This is a genomic window from Aulosira sp. FACHB-615 (assembly GCF_014698045.1).
Classification (GTDB): Bacteria; Cyanobacteriota; Cyanobacteriia; order Cyanobacteriales; family Nostocaceae; genus Nostoc_B.
This window is the reverse complement of the sequence record NZ_JACJSE010000003.1, coordinates 325022-346984: the sequence shown is the minus strand read 5'-3', so window position 1 is coordinate 346984 and position 21963 is coordinate 325022. Positions and strand designations below refer to the sequence as shown.

The 21963-nt window shown below is 41.4% G+C and carries 14 protein-coding genes, 1 tRNA gene and 1 CRISPR repeat array; of the genes, 12 read left to right on the top strand and 3 right to left on the bottom strand.

What is annotated here, in order from left to right; translation table 11 throughout:
* Positions 1-16 precede the first annotated feature (16 nt).
* Genes H6G77_RS06300 through H6G77_RS06260 form a run of 9 tightly spaced genes read left to right on the top strand, consistent with a single transcriptional unit; the run spans position 17 to position 12515 of the window.
* The gene (locus H6G77_RS06300; RefSeq protein WP_190871113.1) at positions 17-190 is read left to right on the top strand and encodes a hypothetical protein; all 174 of its coding nucleotides are present in this window, start codon (positions 17-19) and stop codon (positions 188-190) included.
* Positions 187-1410, top strand: a complete 1224-nt coding sequence (locus H6G77_RS06295; protein WP_190871112.1) for a hypothetical protein — start codon at positions 187-189, stop codon at positions 1408-1410. The genes H6G77_RS06300 and H6G77_RS06295 overlap by 4 nt, the downstream gene beginning before the upstream one ends.
* An 8-nt stretch (positions 1411-1418) precedes the next feature.
* Positions 1419-2462 carry a hypothetical protein gene (locus tag H6G77_RS06290; RefSeq protein WP_190871111.1) on the top strand — a complete coding sequence of 348 codons (1044 nt, stop codon included), beginning with the start codon at positions 1419-1421 and terminating at the stop codon, positions 2460-2462.
* A gap of 14 nt (positions 2463-2476) precedes the next feature.
* The gene (locus tag H6G77_RS06285) at positions 2477-6781 is read left to right on the top strand and encodes a hypothetical protein (protein ID WP_190871110.1); all 4305 of its coding nucleotides are present in this window, start codon (positions 2477-2479) and stop codon (positions 6779-6781) included.
* Complete coding sequence (locus H6G77_RS06280; RefSeq protein WP_190871109.1) at positions 6778-7602, top strand: hypothetical protein; 825 nt, start codon at positions 6778-6780, stop codon at positions 7600-7602. Before H6G77_RS06285 ends, H6G77_RS06280 begins: the two co-directional genes overlap by 4 nt.
* Positions 7599-8762, top strand: coding sequence for a hypothetical protein (locus H6G77_RS06275; RefSeq protein WP_190871108.1), 1164 nt, complete (start codon positions 7599-7601; stop codon positions 8760-8762). Before H6G77_RS06280 ends, H6G77_RS06275 begins: the two co-directional genes overlap by 4 nt.
* An 18-nt stretch (positions 8763-8780) precedes the next feature.
* Positions 8781-10466 carry an ATP-binding protein gene (locus H6G77_RS06270; RefSeq protein WP_190871107.1) on the top strand — a complete coding sequence of 562 codons (1686 nt, stop codon included), beginning with the start codon at positions 8781-8783 and terminating at the stop codon, positions 10464-10466.
* Positions 10459-11049, top strand: a complete 591-nt coding sequence (locus H6G77_RS06265; protein ID WP_199331388.1) for a hypothetical protein — start codon at positions 10459-10461, stop codon at positions 11047-11049. The genes H6G77_RS06270 and H6G77_RS06265 overlap by 8 nt, the downstream gene beginning before the upstream one ends.
* Entirely contained in the window at positions 11049-12515 is a 1467-nt protein-coding gene (locus H6G77_RS06260; RefSeq protein WP_190871106.1) for a protein kinase domain-containing protein, read from the top strand. The genes H6G77_RS06265 and H6G77_RS06260 overlap by 1 nt, the downstream gene beginning before the upstream one ends.
* Before the next feature lie 113 nt (positions 12516-12628).
* Here the strand turns inward: H6G77_RS06260 and H6G77_RS06255 are convergent, their stop codons facing one another.
* A complete protein-coding gene (locus tag H6G77_RS06255) occupies positions 12629-13006 on the bottom strand; it encodes a CU044_2847 family protein (RefSeq protein WP_190871105.1) in 378 nt (125 codons plus the stop codon).
* A gap of 66 nt (positions 13007-13072) precedes the next feature.
* Between H6G77_RS06255 and H6G77_RS06250 the strand changes: the two genes are divergently transcribed.
* Positions 13073-16279, top strand: a complete 3207-nt coding sequence (locus H6G77_RS06250) for an ATP-binding protein (RefSeq protein WP_190871104.1) — start codon at positions 13073-13075, stop codon at positions 16277-16279.
* A 191-nt stretch (positions 16280-16470) separates the two neighbouring features.
* Here H6G77_RS06250 and H6G77_RS06245 read toward each other — a convergent pair whose 3' ends face one another.
* Positions 16471-16644, bottom strand: coding sequence for a hypothetical protein (locus H6G77_RS06245; RefSeq protein ID WP_190871103.1), 174 nt, complete (start codon positions 16642-16644; stop codon positions 16471-16473).
* A 162-nt stretch (positions 16645-16806) separates the two neighbouring features.
* Between H6G77_RS06245 and cas12k the strand changes: the two genes are divergently transcribed.
* The gene (cas12k, locus tag H6G77_RS06240) at positions 16807-18714 is read left to right on the top strand and encodes a type V CRISPR-associated protein Cas12k (RefSeq protein ID WP_190871102.1); all 1908 of its coding nucleotides are present in this window, start codon (positions 16807-16809) and stop codon (positions 18712-18714) included.
* Between the two features lie 497 nt (positions 18715-19211).
* Positions 19212-19547: a CRISPR direct-repeat array (repeat unit 38 nt; unit sequence AGTTTCAACAACCATCCCGGCTAGGGGTGGGTTGAAAG).
* 261 nt (positions 19548-19808) lie between these two features.
* On the opposite strand, the gene H6G77_RS06235 is transcribed toward cas12k, so the two are convergent.
* Positions 19809-19882: transfer RNA gene (locus tag H6G77_RS06235), tRNA-Pro, on the bottom strand.
* Positions 19883-20171: 289 nt separating this feature from the next.
* Between H6G77_RS06235 and xerC the strand changes: the two genes are divergently transcribed.
* Positions 20172-21626: a tyrosine recombinase XerC gene (xerC, locus tag H6G77_RS06230; RefSeq protein WP_190871101.1), complete on the top strand. Its 1455-nt coding sequence runs from the start codon at positions 20172-20174 to the stop codon at positions 21624-21626.
* Positions 21627-21963: the final 337 nt, after the last annotated feature.

Sequence of the window (21963 nt, the reverse complement as noted above, 5' to 3'; positions counted from 1 at the left end):
TCCCTGAGATCCTTCAATGAACTACGAAGAATTAATCAACGACATTAGCCACATCAACAATACAGCCCAAACAGCAGTTGTAAGAGCAATAAACCAAATTCAGACAATTCGGCATACACTGTCTGCCGAATTTAAAACCACACCAAACAATCTATTTCTTACACTTGTTGATTCTGAGAGGGAAAAATGATTGTTTCCCCAACTATCATCCGTTCTCTCGAACAACTCCTGACAACAGGCGAAGTTCCGGCCGCAGACATTAGCCCCCTGAAAACAGGTGAAACTCTGGGACTGTGGACAACATCCGCCAATGCTAACCGCGCTGTCGCCACCCCCACCACCGTTAAATTATTGCAAACCTTACCCAGCCTCTCGGAAACAGTCGCCGCACTCCTCAGTTGCGAACCAGAAATTCGCCAAGCCTGGGGTAAAATTATCGCCGCCCGACTGCAAGAACTAGGTACAAGACGGGATACTCAAGGACTTTGCGAAGCTATCACCACCTTGGGACAAGCTGCTGAGACATTACTGAAATTATTGCCCCAAGCAGCCCTCACCGCTACCAAATACACCGAAATAGAACGCATCATTTTTGAAGTTCCAGCCGAACAAGCCCAAGCTACACCAAAATTGCAGCGCGTCTTCGGTGCTACCGCCTCCTTAGTAGAAGGAAAACAAGGAACACCTGCAAATTCTCTCCTAGATATCGACCCTCTAAACCCTGCGATTAATTGGGTGCGGGGACGGTTGCTGCGTTTACCCACTACGGAAAGCCCTAAATTACTGGCTACAAATACCTCGATATTATTTGGTGAGTGCGGAGAATTAACCCCTGCCGAAATCAACCCCCAAGACACCCCAGACCAAGCAATTATGCGTTGGGTACTTTACCGCCATTGGATGTTTCTTTTAGCACAGATTGTTTTTACACAAGAAGCTTGGGCAGCAGAACGCATCTCCGGCAAATTAGGGCTGGAATTAGAATCAAGCCAATTATCCTATTTTTACGAGCCGACGCAAGTCATAGTCGTCGTTACTACCACCCTTGGAGAAGAGGTGATTTGCGGTAGCCTCGCAGAACTACTGCTGCGTGTCTTGAATCAGTTAGGAGTTGACATACTTACAGCCAACTTATCCACAACAGAACTTGATAACCAACTTGCACCCTTGATCAAAAACTTATTGCACCAGAAAGTTTGGCGTTTCCAAACTGGTACAAGTAGACAACGTTCTGGTTACGTCATTCACCCGGAATTTTCTGATAGTTGCTATCGCGTCTTAGGCAGCAAATCTTTTATTCGCCTAAGTAATCATATCACCTCTGCGATTCGTAATACCTGCGATCGCTGGGTGAAAGAAAAACTTGCCACTACTGGCAATAGTGCGCTATTGGAGGTCAGCAGCACATGAGCAAGAAAATGTCAATCCTACTTGCGCCTCCCTCCTTTTGGTCAGAACCCCGCGACCCAGAAGCTTGGTTACGGGCTTTAGCTATTCTGGCAAAGTCAGAAACTACCATATTCTCCGGTTACTGGTCAACCTGGGAACAGCATCTTACCAATACACTTTCTCGCCGCAGCACTCCCGGACTTTTTGGGCTGGACAGTACAAGTAAACCGGCCAAAATCCTTGGTGTGGGCTTTTTAGAACAAATCCCCGCCAGTAAACACTGGAAATTATCTGATGAAGCGCAATTACTCCTCAACCTCTGGCGCGACAACGACACCCAAAAAACCCTCGAAGCCCTAGCCGTGCATTTGTTGAAATGGAGTGTTTGGTTGCGTATTCTGCTGCTGCACCTGACTTTAGGCGACTGGCAGCTCATTCATTGGCAAAAGCCCATTCAGGTAAATTCTACATCCCCAAACTGGACAAAAGATATAGAGAACGCCAGCCTTGGTGCTTGGCTTACTTCATCTTCTAGCCCTCTGCTACAAAAAAAACAAAGCATAAACACTAGATTTAAAAGTAATAATAGTTACAATTTAGATATTAAAATTACACAAAATAAATTATCTCTAACATCATTGAAAGCACCTTTATATCTGCTCGATAGCATGGGTTGGTTACGAAATGGGCAGTTAATTTTACCGTCATATTTAGCACAACAACCAGAAATAGCTATTTTATCGCCATTCACTAACTCTCCCAGCACTCAACTTCAGTCTGCTACCAGCACCTACGCTGATATTCGCGGATTTTCTCCAGTCGAACCCGTAATGCGATCGCTGGCTAAAAAAACTGCGATCGCGCCTGCTTTAGAAACTGGCAGTAGCTTTGAAAAATGGATGGATGAATTGCTGGGTGCAGCTTTGACAAAAGGTGCAATTGAACTACACGCCGCCGAACCAGGGCAAGCAAGACATGGAAGAGGACTATTTGGCGATAGACAACGCAAATTAGTGAACTGGAGTATTCACCCAGAATTTGACACGTTATTTCAAGCTTTTAAACCGGACTAATTTGAATAATTATTATGAGTAACCAAAACATCGCTACTTACCACTGGGCTGCTACTGGTATATCTTCCTATCCTTTAACTCATCCTATTGTTGGACAAGGAGATTTCTTTTATAAATTCCAGCATTTTATCCATCTCATAGACCAAGAAGATGAACGCTTCGCTCATGTTTTTGCCATCATCGCCCAATGGGGTGTAGGTAAATCTCGCCTCGCCTACGAACTCATCAGCCAAATTAACGATACTTCTCCTGGTTGGGTAGTACGCAACCCGGCTGGGTCTTTAATTGATGCCAAACTTTTTAATGATGACGCAGACCGCGAACAATACCTTGGTCTTTACATACGCTATAGCCAAATTGCCAACGAATATCACAACGTTGACAACTGGTTTGGCTACGGTTTGTATAAAGCCCTTTTGCCCCTAGCTAAAAGTACATTTGATAATTCAATTCAAGCCAGTATTGCTAAGGAAGCCTGCGATCGCTTAATTGTTAAAGGTTTTGAGGAAAGTAAACTAGCAGCAGCACTGGAAGTTGAAAAAAATTACTCTGATGAAACTCTGTATGAAGACCCGTATTTAGTAACCAATCTCTGCCAAGCTGCTTACGATTACTTAAGCCAATTTGGAATCAAATACATATTAATTGCCCTTGATGAACTAGAAACTGCTGCCGAAGCTGCTACCTACGGCTTAGAAGATGAAGATATTAAGCACCTAGACGGACGGGCAATTAAACTGATGGGGAAAGCCATTAAAGAAGAAGACCCCCGGCGTAAATTACCTTGGCTGAGATACGTCGCTTTGTGTTCTCCAGCTATTGGCGATGAACTGCGAGAGATTCAATCTACAGCGCGACGCTTTGAAATAGTGGAACTTTCACAGAATGCCTTTGCTGATGTTAGCGATTTTGTCAACCTACTGAAACAACAAGGACGTTTAAGCGAAACTTATCCCGACGGCTTAGTTGAAGCTGCTTACGCTTTAAGTGGCGGTAACTTTGGTTGGTTTAACGTCATCATGGCTAACGTAGATCAAATTCTGCGCGATCGCCGCCTTCGCATTAAAGCAGGAAAAAGCAACCCTAATTCTCACAATGAAGAAGATGCGCCAAGTGTTGCTGAACTTTTTGATGATGCGGTGACAAAATCCAACCGTATTAGCCAATATATCCTAGACCATAACGCTATTAATGAACTGAAAATAGATAAAGCTTATTTACCAGCAGCCCAAAAGTTACTCTACGGGCAATTACCAATACCTTTGACACAATGGCTACCAGAAGAACTGAATGTTCTGTTAACAGGCGTGAACGAGTATGATGAAGCGATCGCTTTGCGCTATCGTCGAGTAGATTGGGATGAAGTCGATTGCAGTAAAGCTCTAAGAGAAGGCAAGTTTGTACGCGATCTCGAAACTTGGAAGTTAAACGGTGTAGATCAACCCCTTAACTTAAAACAACTGTTAGCTAACCTCAGCACCTACGCTATTCACGAAAGTCGTAATAGCCAGAATAACCAGGGTAAATATAATCTTTTAATTCCCCTGCGAAGAAATGATTTTGTCCAACTAGTCAGCTTACTTTATCCCCATGCTGCGGCTGAAGATGCAGCACGCGCATTGTGGGGAAAACTCATAGGTGAACAAGATTTAGAAGAATCCCAAGCAACACATATCGGCCCCAGTATTGCCATGTTAGGACGGCTGAATTTGCGTTACCGCAAGCAAAGCCGCAATTCTCTAATATTTAGAGATCCAGACTTTAATAATGCTCACGAAAAAGCAATTAAGCAGCTTGAGCCGCAATCTCGATCTGACAAAGCCATCCAAATTCTCACAGGAGCGATGCGTCTTTTAGATGAGAACTGGAACTACAACCCCGTTAGCTCAGGACTAAAAGATGTTGTAGCAATTGCTACTGCTAGTGGAAAAAATGGGGGGCTGATGAGTTGCGATGCACTCAAACTCCATCCCCAAGGTAGACTGATTCTAGGTTGGGTAAACAATGAAGAAGAACTAGAGCTACTGTGCAGCCAAGCAGCAACACAGTTTATTCAGGAAGGGCGAACCCCTATTTTAGCTTTTACATCTTCCCGTGCTTTAGTGGATCTGTTCGCTAAACCCTCAACAGATGTTCTCAAAAATGCCTACCAATACCTGTTACTGTATCAACTATCAGATAGCGAAGAATTTGTACTGCATCAGATAGGAATCCCTACCTCAGCTTGTGTGGGATTCAAAATAGATATTCAAGGTTTTACCACAGCATTTTATAACCGGATTTTATCTTTAACCCGTCCTTTAGAGCAAGAAGTTAACAAATGGCGTAGAAAACTGCATGAACAAGGTGCGATCGCTTATCCGTTGCGTCCTAGCGGTAAATTAAAAGATGACGAGAAAGAATTACTATTTAGGGCTTGGCGTTATTTACTGATAGAACAAAATTCACCTCAATCAGTAGCACGCTTGGATCGCAGCAGTGGTATAGACTTAGAAAAATTAGTAGCTGTTTTGAGCAAACTAGGGATTACTCCTAAAGCACAAAAAAAATATGAATCAGAGGAGCGTGCTTGGCTATTTGATCGGCTAGACGATGCAGCTATTGCAGTATTTCCACCTTTTCTGAAAAGAATTATTGACCGTCTATTAAAGGCAGAATCCTGGACATTAGAAGTAGCAGAAAAAGAATGGTTCTGGGGCTATGTATGGGAAGGTGCAAAACCCAAAGATATTTTCATTGATTGGATGGCTTTAGCCTGTGAGCTAGAGTTTGCCAAAATTGACCCAGATGTTACAGGCGGTAAAGATAAAAAATATAGCCTGAAAACTCATAGTGAGTTAGGCAATCTCATTAACGAAGCTGAAAACTGGTTACAGAATGACTACCCAAAAATAGTTCAGGACATGGAGAAAGTTTTTGGTGAAGGAAAAGTACGTGATTTTTTTGCGCCTTTAAACAGTCCCTATATAGGTTCAAAAACTAGACAGGCTAAAGCAAAAATTGAAGAAGCTAAAAATTATTTATCAGCATTAAAAGCAGCCGAGATAAACAAATACCTTAATACTGCTGATTCTGAAAATCAACAAAATATTCTGATTACAGCAGCAAAGAGTCGTCTATCATTGCTGAAAAATATTAGTTTTGTGTATCTGCGCGATGAGTATGAGCGTATTCAATCAGATTACAATATTAAAACCCTTAATTTTGAAGATGACTCAAAGCCTTTATGGGAACGCATCCGCCAGGCTGAAATTTTTGCCAAATTGGTACATGATGTTGCAAAAAGAATTTGTGATCGTATTAATAATGATCTCCAAAACGAAATGAATGCAGATGTTAAGGATATATCTTACTTTCCTACAAATTTGTTTATTGAAACTTTAAAAAAAATACTTAAAATTTTAAATGGAGCATTAAATACTGGTCTTCCTCAAGGCAGTACAGGTCGCCAACAGTTAACAGAAGCAGATACCCTTGGTCAGTATCTCAAGGATTTGAAAGTTGCTGAAGCAACTGATAAGTTATCACAGTTAGTGCGAGAAGTAGGTATTGAACTAAACTCTCAAAAAGAAACTCCTTTAGGAGAAATTAACGGTTTAATTCTTAGTGGTTTTCGCCGTCTTAAACAAGCTTATGAACAAATTAAAAGCAGATTTGAGGATGTCAAAAATAGGCTACAAAAATTACAAACTGCACTAGATGATGTACCTGGGGATTTCGATTATCCTCAAAATTTACCGTCAATAAGTAAATTATCGGAGCAGCCTAGTTTGATTGAAGACGCTTTGCTCGACATCCAAGAAGAAAAAGCCGAACGTCTTCGGAATGACTCCATCTATGATAAACCAGCAAAGCTTGGTAACTTCAAACCGTTAATGGATGTAGCGGTTGAACTTCCAAAAGAAGCTAAAAACAGATTAGATGCTCTCTCAGGTCAAATTGCCACTTTAGAAAATGCCATTACAGGTTATTACAAGCAACTCTTAAACGACATTAACCTACAATCTACAGAACAGAGTGTGAATGCTTTACTACAAATACAAGGAAGACCGCTATTTAATCCATTAACTCTAGCAGAGTTAGAAACAACAGGAAGTTTAAAGGCTGCGATCGCACTCAAAGAACAACGCCGTCAAGAATGCTTACAAACAGCAGCAGAACTCCTTGCGCCTACAAGCATTTCCTTCGACCGTTGGCAACAAATTATCACCGCCATAAATTCAGGAAGTGACCCCCAATTAACAGCAGATGAAGCAGACAAGCTGGTTAATCAAGGCTTCCTCGTTCGCACCTATCGGCTGGGAGGAAAAACATTATGAATACCAGCATCTGGTTAGTCGGAACTCTAGCAACCCATCGCCGCCAGCGCATTTTACAAAATGTGATCTCTGCTCAACCTTTTGAAAATCAACTACCACCTTCTGGTTTGTGCCTAATTTTTGGCAGTGATTTTCAAGAAGCTACTGAACAACAGCAACAGGACTGGTACAACTGGTCGCAGAAACCAGGAAGCGCACTATTATTAATTCCTCCCTTTGAAACCAAAAAATCTTCTATTCCCTGTAGCTGGGAAATAAGGCGGCGTTCTGGTGTTAAACCACAACAAGATATGCCAATACTTCAAGCACTAGCTCCAGAAGTAGACTACGAACTGCAAGGACAATTACAAATTGCCAGCGAAATTGGTGGTGCTTGGGAAGACATGAGCATCAATACTGCCTATTATCGCAAGCATCCCCACTCTGGAATTTTTGCTATAACCTGTCTACCAATATGGTCTTTAGCCGTTCTTGACAAAGAACAAGAATTGCAAAAATGGCTAGAGACATTACACAGTTTGGCTGGTCAACCGGTTGAGAACCAAGCTGTAGACCAAACTTCATTTCAACTAAAAGAAGAACACGTTATAGTCATGCTTCACTTAGTCTCACAAAAATTTGTTGATGCAGCAACAGCACTAACAGCATTACAAAGTTCAACTATTTTTTCTCTAGATAGAAACACAGCCCAAACCTGTTTAGGCGATTTGCAATCTCAGGGGTTGGTGAAGGGAGTTCAGTTAACAGAAAGCGGCATAGATGTAATTCGTCAAAGTCCCTATTTAGCTTATGCAGAAGAACTGGAGGCATTAGCCAGATGACACTAACATTTAACACACAGGGGCGATCGCTTGCACAAACTCTGGCTATTCAATCACAGATTAACTTGCCAGGAACCGTTGGTCGCATCCTAAAGCAAATTAGAGATATTGAGCGCGTCGCACCCTTATTCTTCCAAGCAGGCTTAGTACGTTCAGTTGACCGCCCTAATCCCTTAAATGTTCGCGTAGCTGGAATCTCTACTAAAGCTACAAGTACAAAAACCATAGGGGGTTTTCTTTATGCTGCGGCTGCGGTTCGTGTCGATTTAGCCGTTGATGACAATGTAATATCCACAGTCGGTCAGGATAGCACTTGCGAACTGGATGATATCAACTATGAAAACCAGTCAAAACGATTGCAGCTTATTGGTGTGCGTCAGGCTTACGAGATGGCAGACCGGGCAATGCGATCGGAAAATCCCTATGACCTGATTTTGCTCGATTGTCCACTGGTGCTAGACCGGAGCATGGTTCCGCTACGAGAAGCAGAAAGTTACGCAAGTTATCGCGCTGCTTTTGATAGTGCAATTAACGCAATTTCTAATTTCTGGTCAAAGCACCGCGAAAAACTTCAGCCTTGGAATCCTAATGGTACTGCTGTTGTGGGTTTAGCATCAGAGCGTTACGGTGCCATAGTTCATATTGCCCAACAAGACTTACGCACAGCTGAGGGGCGCAAACACATACTGAATAATGAGGGAGTTGATGCAAATCTAACTCATCAAATTATTGGATCGGAAGAAGCGATCGCAGGCATTGGTGAAAGACGTTTTATTTACGGCATTCTCAACAGTTACACGCGCACCGCAGCTTTTCGCATGAGTGTACAAACACCTCGCATGGAACCCAGCGATGTCACTTCATTAGGAGTGCTTGGTTATCATTTCAAAGCGGCACAAACAAATACTCCGCAACTACTCCAGTTAATTGGGGATGAACCTCACTGGAACCAAAAAAACTTAGACAGAATTTGTTCTCAAATCATGGCACTCACACTAACTGGTGGGTCACAAGCCGCACCTTTACCAATCCAGTTGGCAGAACGAGAACAAAACGCTTTAGATAATTTCCTCGAATATTACAGCCAAAGCCTACAAGTAGAAATTAAACGGCGTGAAGTTGAGGACTTATGGCTATCAGATTTAGATGATTTTGTTTAATTATCTGCACAAATAGCAATGAAACATCAAATTCTAGGGAAATTAGTAGGTAACACTGGTGATCCCAACAACCTAACAATGATTCTTTCCTCATCCTTTGCTGGTAGACGCGGTGAATTTGTTCGCATCCGTCACCAAGAACGCCAAGAGGAGCCAGAAATTAATGTTTTGGGGAGAATTAATAGTATTATCCGCACCAATGTTCTCTATAACTCAGAGATGGGGCAATCGCTCACAGATTTAGAGCTACTACCTGGCGCTCAAATTACAGGAGAACGAGTAGCTGCCAAACTAGAACTTGTTGGTTACAAAGACCCATACACAGGTCAAATCAAAATTCCTCGCCGTGCGCTTGACCCTGGTGCAAAAGTGGAAACGGTAGACTATCAATTTCTTAGCTCATTCTACGAATTTGATGAACAAACCAGTTTACATATAGGCAACTTGGTAGGTTATGAATCTGGCGACAATATTGTTCCTGTATATTTAGATGTTAACCGCTTGGTTACAGAACATTTGGCAGTCTTAGCCATGACAGGTTCTGGAAAATCTTACACAGTCGGCCGGATTATTGAGCGTATTGTCACCCTTAATAATGGCACAGTTGTTGTATTTGACCCTCACGGCGAATATGGCCGTGCTTTGCAAGGTGGCAATTTGCAATTCAACCTTGACTTTAACAATCTTGATGACCCCCGCGATCGCAAAACTATTCCCGAAATCCAAGAAAACTTTAAGCGATTAATTGAGGCTGGTGCAGGAATAGTGGTTTACACACCCCAAAATCCTTCATTTCGGGAAAAGTATGCAGGGAAAAATAAAGAATTAGCTCTGCAATTTGACCGCTTTGAAATGGATGATGTGAGCGAAATTCTTCCTGGTTTAACAGAACCACAACAGCGCGTTCTTGATGTCGCACTTCGTTACTGGAAAATCAAAGACAAGACTGAACCTAGAGATATTAACTCTTTGCGGTATTACTTGGGAGATGGAATAGAAGAGTTGCGCGAATGGGAAGAACTTAGTGCTGCTGAGGCTACTGCCCTTAATAGTCGCAGCGCAGCAGTTGCTTCTATGAAACTATCACGGGTTTTGAATGAAGCTCAAAGTTTTTACTCCGCAGCCCTAGCACGACCTACGGATATATACGATATGGTAGGACGGCCTAGTGATAAACGCGGCAGACTTGTAGTGATTGACCTACAAGGTTTAAGTGATACAGCAAAACAAATTATTACAGCCTTAATTTCTAGTGAAATTCTCCGCGCTGCTGCTAGTAAAACAGACCGCATTCGTCCTTGTTTTTTGGTTTACGAAGAAGGACACAACTTTGCACCCGCAGGTGAACCAGCTGTCAGCCACCGCATTATTAAGAAAATTGCCAGTGAGGGACGCAAATTTGGGGTTGGGTTTGCCATTGTTAGCCAGCGTCCTTCAAAACTAGATTCTGATGTTACCTCCCAATGCAATACTTTAATTGCGATGCGCTTGAAAAACCCAGATGACCAGAGGTTTATTACTAAAACTTCGGATATGGTGAGCAAAGCTGACATTGAGGAATTACCCAGCCTTTCTACTGGGGAAGCATTGATTTGCGGACGTTCAATTCCCGCACCTTTGTTAGTCAAAATTGGTACTAAAGCACTTGTTCATGGTGGGCAATCACCAGAAGTGCTGAATCTGTGGGGAAGATTTAATGGCTAATTTCCTTGAACCCACCATAACAGAACTGCAAAATTTGACAACCGCTCAAGAACTGCTACCAATCTGGACTAATAACTGGGGATTTCAAGATTTCGGTTTATCAATTCACAGCCTGGGAACAACCTTTTTAGCCCTACTAGGCAATCATCTAGGCTACGTGGGAGTTGCAGAGGTTCCAGCTTTTAAACAAGGAAATTATGCTCACATTGGCGATGATGTGCGCTCAGATACAGTTTGGTTTGACAAAATTAGTCATTCACCTTTTCTAATTGCTGAATTTGAGCGTTACAGCAACAAGAACGAACAGTACAAACTAGAAGATAAAGCGAAAAATTTATTACTGGCACAGCATCGTTGGAAGGAAACCGCACAAATCTTACTGTTGGCTTACTGGAGAAAAACAACTGTTTCACCGCCCAAGCACGCAGACTTACTGCAAATTATTGAAACAGGATTTGAAACTCAGGCAAAAGAAAAAGTCAGAGGCAGCAGTAAGGGGCAGTTCCTTTTGCTTGAATTCGTCATGAGAGAAAACAGCAACAGTTTATTGTACCTATCAGATATTATTCTGCGAGAAAACTGATGAGCCGCAAATCTAGATTTTTTATTCCACGACCTGATCGGCGGTTAGGCGATTGCTACGAACTACTCGAATGTTTAGGCGATGGTTCTTATGGTTGGGTTTGGCGATCGCAACGCCTAGAAGATAATCAAATTGTGGCGGTAAAAATACCAAAAGAGCAAAGTGCAACAAATGAAGAACTTGCTGAAGGTTCAGCCTTGGTAGGAGCAGAACTTCATCCCAACGTTATTCAAGTTTTTTGGATGGGACGAGTGCCTCCAGAGCGTGAATGGTATGTCATTGAAATGGAATATTTCCCCAGCTTGACCCTATCTCAGTTACTGGATAAGGGAGAGCAGGGATTTGTTGCTAGTTACAAACGGATTCTCGATATTTATCAACAAGTTTTAGCTGGAGTAGAACATCTTCACAGGCTGGGAATGTCCCACGGGGATATTAAACCCCAAAATATTCTTGTCTCTGGAGAGCAGGTAAAACTAACTGATTTTGGATGCAGCGTGTTACCTGATGATATGTATGCCAGAACCCGCGAAAATGGTGGGACAATTCTTTACTCAGCACCTGAAATAGTTGGCTCAAGTGTAAAAGGACGTAGTGCTGAAACTCTATTTAAAGCTGACATCTACAGCTTAGGAGTTTTAATTTATCATCTAGTAACAGCCCGATTGCCTCACGATACCCTTAGCCAAGTTGCTCGGCATACACCTTTTCCTCGTCCTCGTGAGATTAACTCTTCGGTTTCGCCGGCTTTAGAACATTTTATTTTGCGTTGTCTTGCCCTTGAGCCAGCAAATCGTTGGGAATCACTCTCAGAGATGGCGATCGCGTTTAGACAGGCTGCTCACGCCCAGGTCGATTACCAACCAATTCGTATCTTGCCGCCTCAGCAACAGCCTACTGAAGATTGGTCAACTCAAGCTTTGCGGTTATTAGAAGCTGGAGCTTACTCTCAGGTAGAAAATGTGGCGCATTCAGAGTTTGAAAATAGCTCAGATCCTCATGCTTTCCTGTTGATGATCACCGCAACATACAGAGATGGCAGATATTTTGATTGTCTGAGAGATATTGAGGCACATCCATATTTATTAAATGCTGACTCGCCTTTAAAACGTGACCTTCATCGCATCACTTTAGCTGCATATATACAAACGCGACAAATTCATTTAGCTATTGAAATGGTTGAAAAATGCTTGGAAATCGAGGGTGAATTACCAGACTTGTTAATTAAAAAAGCCTCACTTCTGGGCTTACAAGCTAGGTACGAAGACGCTGCAACAATCTTGTTATTCTTGAACCGTGAACGCCCAAACAATCCTGGCATCCTTAAACGCCTTGTATTGGTCTTTGAACAACTGAGAGATACAGGCAAAGCCACTGCTTTTCTGCGAGCATATTTGAAAATAGCACCAGATGAGCTATGGGCAAAGAACAAGTTAGAGCAATTTAATGCTATTGGGGTTCGTTAACGCCGCAAATCTTATGTTCAAATCTGGTGATGGGAGTGCGATCGCACATCAACCACTCCCTTAAAATACCTATTGAGCTACAGGCATAAAATTAGCTATATCAACACTACATCTCAAGTGCTACTATTTTGCTGATGATTGGGAAACTTACACTTAACCTCAATTTCAAAATTACTCTCTGCCGAGCCTTCAGTGAGAAGCGGAATACCTGTTTTACCACCAATCTTTAAACCAAACTTGAGGGTAACTTCCTCAACCTCAGCCGCACCTAAATTTTTAAAAGCACCGATCGCATATTTAGTGTAAGCTCTAATCTGATTGTGGACTTCCTGAATTTTGATCGCGGCTTCTTCCCGAAAACCATAAGATTCTCTATCGTCTTCTACTGTTGGCGGAGTAATTTCTGGGATGTCCGGTGTCTCTTTTGACTCAAACAGGATTGTATAGAGTTCCCCATCCTCTTCAAAAACCAAACGTTCTATATTCGACATCCCAACCTCGGCTTTTAAGTGTATTTACGTTATCTTATTCTCTAATAGAGCATACAGATATGATCAATGGCGCGTTACGCACTGGTTGTTGGCATTACAGATTATAAAATTCCACTGAAAAACCTGAGTAAACCGGCAACAGATGCGGAAGCAGTGGCGCAGGTGCTACAAGCGTATGGTGATTTTGAGGATATTAAGTTGCTCAAAGGCAACGTTACCAAACAGCAACTAGGTGATGCTTTAAAAATTTTGCTGCGACGACAAGCAGTCAATCATGAGGCAATAATTTACTTTACAGGACACGGGATCACTGTCTCTGATTTGGAGTTAGAGACACAACAAGCATATTTAGCAACTTCTGATTTGAAGATTGTGACTCAAGGCGACACAATTGTTGAACAAACAAGCGGTATCAGCTTGATTAATCTCAACCAATTAATTACAGAATCGCACCTTAGCAGCTTAGTTGTGTTGTTAGATTGCTGTCATAGTGGTCATTTTTTAGAACGCCATCTGATTGAAAAAACCCTTACCGCCTTTAGCTCACAGCGAGACTATTACTTTATTGCTGCTTGCAGAGACTTTCAACAAGCCTATGCCAAGAAAAATGAACAGCACAGTATTTTTACAACTGCTTTGTTGAGGGGATTATCAGCAGAGAATGCTAATGATAACGGACAGGTAACAGGCGATCGCATCTTTGATATGATTGCTTCAGAACTCAAAGGTAGTGGTCAAGAACCAATCCGTATGGGTTGGGGACGCTCGATAAATTTAGTTAAATATCCACCTAAACAAACAACGGCTGTTATTGATGAAACTTGTCCCTATCAGGGTTTGCGCCCTTTTGGGAAAGAACAAGCACGTTTCTTTTTTGGACGATATCAAGTTATTCAGCAATTAATTAAAAAACTGAGCCAGGCTAATTTTGTCCCGATTATTGGTGCGTCGGGAAGTGGTAAATCTTCGGTAGTGCGGGCTGGTTTGATTCCGGTGTTAGAAAAAAATGGTTGGCGGGTTTTAGAACCAATTCTACCCGGAGTTGAACCATTAGCAGAGTTAAAACGAGCCTTTACACAGTTGTTTGGACGCACAGAAATTAGAGAAATTGCGGCTTTAATTGACACAGCAGGTTTATCTGCTGTAATTTCTCGGCTGACTAGTTCTGAGCGTTGTTTATTGGTAGTAGATCAATTTGAAGAAATTTTTACCCTTGGTGCTAGAGAAGAAGAGAGACAGCTATGTATTGAGTTGTTAACCCAAGTTTCTCAAGGGCGGTTAGCAATTGTCACCACAATGCGCGCGGATTTTTTGGAATACTGTTTAAGCTATGAGTCGCTGACACAAATAATTCAGGAACAAGCTGTGTATATGCCACCATTACTGGGGGCAGAATTAGAAGAAGCGATCGTATGCCCAGCTATTTTACAAGGTTATCAGCTAGAAAGGGGATTACTAGGAGCGATTCAGCAAGAAGTATTAGGACAAGAGAAAGGCTGCTTACCATTATTGCAGTTTGCTCTTACCGAACTTTGGGAACACCGCGGTCAAAAAAATCACCAGTTAACACTTGCTAAGTTTAACGAACTAGGTGGCGTTATTGGGGCATTAAATCGTCACGCAGATAAGCTATATGCAAGTTTCACTGAAAAACAGCAAGGTTGGATAAAGCAGATTTTCTTAAAACTATTGCGTACAGGTACAGAAGATAAGGATACAAGACAGCGACAACTTAAAAATCAATTGTTGTTGAGTATTGCTCGTGAAAATCCAAGTACTCAAGAGGCGATAAGTGATGTTTTAGAGAAACTGATTCAAAGTCGCTTGCTAGTATGTGACACTGAAGATACGGGAGAAATTTGGATCGATTTGGCTCATGAAGCTTTGATGGAAGGTTGGAAACTTTTCGATGAATGGCGCAAGGAAAACCGTCCATTACGACGATTGATTCTCTTGGTTGAAGATGCCTATGAGGAATGGATGAAAAATCCGCAAGATGAAAATTTGATGATGGGACGATTACTGGCTCAAGTACAAAAATCTTGGGCAGAATTAGAGTCAAGTGTATCTCCTTCTGTAGCAGTTTTTTGTCAACTTAGTATCGATGCAGAGCTAAATCATAAACAAAACGCAGAGTTAACAAACCGAGTGAAAGATGAATTTTTAGCCGTTCTCTCCCATGAACTGCGGACTCCCCTCAATCCCATCCTTGGTTGGACTCAATTGCTGAGGTCTGGCAGGCTAGATTCAGAAAAAGTGGAGAGGGCGCTAGAAACAATCGAGCGCAACGCTAAATTAGAAATGCAGTTAATTGACGACTTGCTTGATCTTTCACGCACATTACGAGGAGAAATGATTCTGAATATTTCTGTCGTCGATTTAGTCACAACAATCAAAACGGCACTAGAAAAAGTACGTTTAGCAGCTGAAGCTAAGTCCATACAAATACAGACCAAATTCGGTAATGAACCCATATTAGTGATGGGTGATAGGGATCGCTTACAACAGGTAATTTGGAATTTAATTACGAATGCTGTTAAATTTACCCCCTATGAAGGGCAGGTAGAAGTGCTTTTAGACAAAGTAGAAAGATATGCTCAAATTCAGGTAATAGATACAGGTTTGGGGATTAAAGCAGAATTTTTACCCCACGTCTTTGAATACTTTCGCCAAGAAGATTCTCAGCAACAAAGGGCTTTCGGTGGTTTAGGAATTGGACTAGCAATTGTCAGGTATCTAGTCGAATTACATGGCGGTACAATCCAGGCAGAAAGCCCAGGAAAAGGGCAAGGAGCGACCTTTACAGTCCAGTTACCATTGCACAAAAATCCTGAGAACCAAGTCTTGATTAGTAAGCCTAATGTTGCAGAATTGGATAATCAAGATACATTATTAGCGGGAGTGCAGATTCTCTTAGTGGATGATGAGGCAGATGTGCGAGATTTTTTTAGCTATGTGCTAGAAAAGTACGGTGCAACTATAACAACAGTAGCATCAGCCGCAGAAGCCTTGGAATTCTTAGCTCGCTCAAAGCCCGATGTACTATTAAGCGATGTTGAGGGGCCCCTCAATATAGGTGATATGTTGATACAGGAAATTAGAAAATGGCCACCAGAAAATGGTGGACAAATTCCCGCCATCGCTTTAACCTCTTACACTGAGTACATTGACCAAAACCAAGCCAGAACCACCGATTTCCAAAAGCATATATCCAAAGCAGCAGAGCCATCCGAATTAGCCAAAGCAATTGCTCAACTCATTGGACAGAAATAACACCAAGTTTGGCTAATTACTGATGATGTGACTGGTTTGCTTGGTAATAGGTTTTTATCGTCCCGTATAGAAGAGGGATAAAAAGTGATTACAAAGTATTTTTGACATTATATTAATTTGTTACCAGATTTCGGATTTGAAAATTTGAGAAGTGCGACACACATTACTGGTGTAGTGTGCGATCGCCCCCATTAACTCCCCTGAGACTCTCCACCAGCAGGGGACTCTTTTTTTTGCAACCAATCTCGAATTGCCTCCTCCAAAGCCGCAGTCTGGGTCAATTCCAGACGCGCACAGGCGATTTCAAACGCGATTTTTAAGTCTTTAGGGAGTCTCCCCCGAACTTCTCTAGTTTCTTCTGCCATCCTAATTTGAAGCCAAAGCTTGCGGCTTTCATTTTTGCACAGCCTCTCAGCAAAAAAAACATTTGCGTCATTGCGTCATTGCGGTATTGCGCTATACTATTGGTAGTAAAAAACAATTAACAACCCTGTCAGTTTTGCTGAATCCACAAAGCTGAGGACACCATGAGCGTTATTACAATTCAATGTCGCTTGGTTGCTGAAGAAGACAGTCTCCGTCAACTGTGGGAACTGATGGCTGAAAAAAATACACCACTCATCAATGAATTATTGGCACAGGTAGGAAAACACCCAGAATTTGAAACCTGGCTAGAAAAAGGCAAAATACCTACCGAATTCCTCACAACACTTGTTATTTCCCTCAAAACTCAAGAGCGTTTTGCTGGTCAACCTGGACGCTTTTACACTTCCGCGATCGCTTTAGTAAATTATGTATATAAATCCTGGTTTGCTTTGCAAAAACGAAGAAAGCGGCAAATAGAAGGCAAAGAACGTTGGCTCACAATCCTCAAAAGCGATCAAGAACTCGAACAAGAAAGCCAATGTAGCTTAAATGTAATTCGTACTAAAGCCATTGAAATTCTTTCCCAATTTACCCCCCAGCCCGACCAGAATAAAAACCAGAGAAAGAGCAAAAAAACTAAGAAATCTGCCAACTTACAAAAATCTTCACTTTTTCAAATTCTTTTAAATACTTACAAAGAAACACAAGAGACTCTTACTCGTTGTGCGATCGCATATCTGCTGAAAAATAACTGTCAAATTAGCGAACTCGACGAAGACCCAGAAGAGTTTACTAGAAAAAAACGCAAAAAGGAAATAGAAATTCAACGATTAAAAGACCAACTCCAAAGTCGTATACCTAAAGGTAGAGATTTAACAGGGGAAGAGTGGTTAAAGACGTTAGAAATTGCTACAGCCAATATACCTCAAAATGAAAATGAGGCAAAAGCTTGGCAAGCATCACTTTTAAGAAAAACTGCTGATGTACCATTTCCTGTGGCTTACGAATCTAACGAAGATATGACATGGTTGCAAAATGACAAAGGTCGTCTCTTTGTTCGGTTCAATGGCTTGGGAAAACTAACCTTTGAGATTTACTGCGATAAGCGTCATTTGCACTACTTCAAACGCTTTCTAGAAGATCAAGAACTTAAACGCAATAGTAAAAATCAATATTCAAGCAGTTTGTTTACTCTGCGTTCAGGAAGGGTTGCTTGGTCGCTAGGAGAAGAAAAAGGTGAACCCTGGAAAGTCAATCAACTAAATCTTTACTGTGCTTTAGATACTCGGATGTGGACTACTGAAGGAACTCAACAGGTAGTTGATGAGAAAAGCAAAAAAATAACCGAAACTTTAACAAAAGCGAAACAGAAAGAAGACCTCAATGATAAACAGCAAGCCTTTATTGCTCGTCAGCAATCCACGCTAGATAGGATTAATAATCCCTTCCCTCGTCCCAGCAAGCCTAATTATCAAGGACAACCCTCAATCCTAGTTGGTGTTAGTTTTGGTCTAGAAAAGCCAGTAACACTAGCTGTAGTGGATGTTGTTAAAAATGAAGTTCTAGCTTATCGCACTGTCAAACAACTACTTGGCAAAAACTACAACCTTCTCAATCGTCAGCGACAACAACAGCAACGCCTATCTCATGAACGCCACAAGGCTCAAAAACAGAATGCGCCAAACTCCTTTGGTGAATCAGAGTTAGGACAATACGTGGATAGATTATTGGCTGATGGGATTGTGGCGATCGCCAAAACCTATCAAGCAAGCAGCATAGTTATTCCAAAACTCCGCGATATCCGTGAGCAAATCACTAGCGAAATTCAATCCAGAGCAGAGAAGAAATGCCCTGGTAATAAGGAAGTTCAAAAAAAATACGCCAAAGAATATCGTATGAGCGTTCATCGCTGGAGTTACGGTCGATTAATTGAAAGTATTAAATCCCAAGCTGCAAAAACCGGAATTTTTACTGAAATTGGTACACAGCCAATCAGAGGTAGTCCACAAGAAAAAGCGCGAGATTTAGCCGTCTTTGCTTACCAAGAACGTCAAGCCTCTGTAATTTAATTCACTAATCTGAACCTTGAAAATATAATATTTTTATAACAGCGCCGTAGTTCATGCTCTTTTGAGCCAATGTGCTGCGAAAAATCTGGGTTAGTTTGGCGGTTGGAAGACCGTCATGCTTTCTGACCCTGGTAGCTGCCCGCTTCTGATGCTGCCATCTTTAGAATTCTATAGGTGGGATAGGTGCGCTCCCAGCAATAAGGAGTAAGGCTTTTAGCTGTAGCCGTTATTCATAACGGTGTGGATTACCACAGTGGTGGCTACTGAATCACCCCCTTCGTCGGGGGAACCCTCCCAAATATTTTTTTTGGCGTGTCAAAGTGGGGGCAAAATCCCCGGAGTCCCGCCAAAACTTTAAAACCCTTATCCAGTCTTGAATTAAAAAACTAGCATGTCAATACATTTAGTATTTTAATTTTCAGTTCGAGACTCTTTTAAGCCGACCTGCCAAAGTATGTGTATGGAAAGCTCTGATAGCAAGGGTTCTAGACGGGTCGAGTTTCAACAACCATCCCGGCTAGGGGTGGGTTGAAAGTGATTTGAGTCGATTACAGCCGCAAATAATTCTCCGCGCGTTTCAACAACCATCCCGGCTAGGGGTGGGTTGAAAGGAAAGACATGGACGTTTTTTCTTTCTAGTTTCTCAAGTTTCAACAACCATCCCGGCTAGGGGTGGGTTGAAAGTAAGCCTTTGTTCGTGTGAGGGCAAAGCAGGCAAGTTAAAGTTTCAACAACCATCCCGGCTAGGGGTGGGTTGAAAGTTTGCCCCTGGCTGGAATCCTAATCGCACCCAAGAAGTTTCAACAACCATCCCGGCTAGGGTGGGTTGAAAGAAATTTTTTAGAATTACAATTTTAGCGGGAGGGTTGAAAGGCGCACTTCGTTCGGGATTATCCTGAATATTTACAGTTATGTTAGGCTTTGGGGGAACTAAACCTTGAAGTCGGTTTAGAGAATATATTCATCGACATTAATTTGTTAACGGATGTATGAACAGGTTTAACGACATCAATTTGTTAATAGCGTCATTAGCCTGTTAATAACGACATTAATCTGTTAACAACGACAAATAATTAGTTATTCGACACTTTAAATCGGGATGACTGGATTCGAACCAGCGGCCCCTTCGTCCCGAACGAAGTGCGCTACCAAGCTGCGCTACATCCCGCCAAAAAAAGGCAATATCTTGATTATGATATCATAAATGTCCGAAAAAAGAGAGTAGGTAGAGCAACCAGAAAATTAGCTGATCTAAAACTGCATAGATGTCATCACAACAAAATAACCAATGACAACTATATATAGATTGCTTGCTAGGATTAGATTTGTATAACTTTCAGTGGTAAAAGCGGATTGTGACAGTAAAGCCAGACTGGGTTACAAGAAAAAGTGTATAATGCTTGTTGAGCCAATACTTACAAGATTAAATATCCAATTTTGAGCATTCTTTGAGCATTATGGTAAACAGCGTCAAAACCTCATCAAGCAAGGCTAAAAAAGGTCAAGTATCTGTCAGAGAAGACAGTAAGAGCATTAAAGCGTGCTTCCCGCGCAATTATTTCGCGGATGGTAAACAAGTAAAGCTAAGTACTGGCATCCCGTTGGTTAGTGGATGGGAAGTTAAAGCAGGTCAGTTGCAAAGACGATTACAGTTGGAACTTGAAGAAGGGAAGCTTGATGATGGTTCTGGCAACTTTAACATCGGTCGTTACCAAGAGATTTTGCAAGAGTATGGATTAAAAGCTAGTCTTAAAAATCCGAGGCTTGTTCTTGTTTCAGATAATCAGTTACCACCTAAACCAGAGTTATCTTCACTTGAAATTTGGGATATATATTGTGAGTACCAAAAGCGTGAATGGGCGATAACAACAGTAGATAAGCACACAGGTATTTATCGACGTTATCTTGATACTGCTATTAATCATGTTGGTGATAATGCTTTACAGATTAGAGAGTGGTTACTTGATAATCGTGACCATCAAAATGTCAAAAAAATATTAAGTCATTTAAGTAAAGCGTATGCTCTAGTAATCCGACAAAATTTATATTCTGGTAAAAATTATTTTGATGGATTAACAGAAGGTATAGGAAGCGGAAAGCGTGTTAAAGAAATAAAACAGGATGAATATAGAGAGGATGACGAAGTAGAAAGCAAAGATTTTGCTTTTACGTGGGATGAAGCAGAATCAATTATGGAGTTTTTGAGAACATCAGAAAAACCAAGATTTAATCATTGGTATCATTTTGTAAGCTTTAAGTTTTTAACGGGTTGTAGGCAAGGTGAAGCAATAGCTCTATGGTGGGGGGATGTTAAGTGGGATAGGGAAATAATTGTTATTGACCGTTCTTACAGTAGTACGCTAAGGAAATTCAAACCAACGAAAAATGAGACTACGCGTATTTTTCCGATGCCAAAAGACGGCAGATTGTGGAATTTATTAAAAGAGTTACCACAAGGAGAACCTAACGAAGTTGTTTTTAAAAATCGTGTAGGTAATACAATTAATCATTGTGCATTCGGTGATATTTGGAGGGGCAAACGAAGCTTTAGACCCAGTGGCACTTATTATTATTCTGGTATAGTCGAGGAGTTAATTGAGGAGGGTAAGGTATCAAAATATTTACCACCGTATAACACTAGGCATACATTTATTACTCATCAAATTTATGACTTAAATCGAGAAAAAGACATCGTTAATGCTTGGTGTGAGCATGGGGAGAAAATATCAGCTAAACATTATCGGAATACGTCACAAATTGCTTTACAAATTAATCCAGAGTTACCAGCTCATTCAGTAACACAACAATCATCAGATATTGAAGCATTAAAGGAGGAATTAAAGCAGCAACAAGAGAAAATGAAACAACAAGAGGAATTGATTAGAAGACTGCTAGAAAATAAAAACAATTAATCAATAATTTCAAGCACTTTAAGGGAATAAAATTATTCCCTTATTTTTTTATTTATAAAACCTTATTCTCATCAGTTTCAATCCCTTTGTGCATACTTGCAATTAATCGCAACTATCCCACCTAGCACACGCTACACCACAAGCCAGAGTGAAACTGTCAATTGATTTATAAATTCAACTTATCGCGTCAGTGGCTCGAAACCCTTGCTAATTGAGGCTTGATAAATTCCATTGTGCATAGAAGGGTATAGACCATCTGGAAATCCATAGTGCGTTATCGCGTGATGCCTCCACAGAGTGAAAAACCTCTATTTTGCGGTACTTCTACCTATAAAAA

Bases quoted from the DNA above. Each gene is read 5' to 3' on its own strand.
- H6G77_RS06300 (WP_190871113.1), top strand. From the start codon at position 17: ATGAACTACGAAGAATTAATCAACGACATTAGCCACATCAACAATACA.
- H6G77_RS06265 (WP_199331388.1), top strand. From the start codon at position 10,459: ATGGCTAATTTCCTTGAACCCACCATAACAGAACTGCAAAATTTGACA.
- H6G77_RS06295 (WP_190871112.1), top strand. From the start codon at position 187: ATGATTGTTTCCCCAACTATCATCCGTTCTCTCGAACAACTCCTGACA.
- H6G77_RS06270 (WP_190871107.1), top strand. From the start codon at position 8,781: ATGAAACATCAAATTCTAGGGAAATTAGTAGGTAACACTGGTGATCCC.
- H6G77_RS06290 (WP_190871111.1), top strand. From the start codon at position 1,419: ATGTCAATCCTACTTGCGCCTCCCTCCTTTTGGTCAGAACCCCGCGAC.
- xerC (WP_190871101.1), top strand. From the start codon at position 20,172: ATGGTAAACAGCGTCAAAACCTCATCAAGCAAGGCTAAAAAAGGTCAA.
- H6G77_RS06275 (WP_190871108.1), top strand. From the start codon at position 7,599: ATGACACTAACATTTAACACACAGGGGCGATCGCTTGCACAAACTCTG.
- H6G77_RS06250 (WP_190871104.1), top strand. From the start codon at position 13,073: ATGGCGCGTTACGCACTGGTTGTTGGCATTACAGATTATAAAATTCCA.
- H6G77_RS06255 (WP_190871105.1), bottom strand. From the start codon at position 13,006: ATGTCGAATATAGAACGTTTGGTTTTTGAAGAGGATGGGGAACTCTAT.
- cas12k (WP_190871102.1), top strand. From the start codon at position 16,807: ATGAGCGTTATTACAATTCAATGTCGCTTGGTTGCTGAAGAAGACAGT.
- H6G77_RS06280 (WP_190871109.1), top strand. From the start codon at position 6,778: ATGAATACCAGCATCTGGTTAGTCGGAACTCTAGCAACCCATCGCCGC.
- H6G77_RS06285 (WP_190871110.1), top strand. From the start codon at position 2,477: ATGAGTAACCAAAACATCGCTACTTACCACTGGGCTGCTACTGGTATA.
- H6G77_RS06260 (WP_190871106.1), top strand. From the start codon at position 11,049: ATGAGCCGCAAATCTAGATTTTTTATTCCACGACCTGATCGGCGGTTA.
- H6G77_RS06245 (WP_190871103.1), bottom strand. From the start codon at position 16,644: ATGGCAGAAGAAACTAGAGAAGTTCGGGGGAGACTCCCTAAAGACTTA.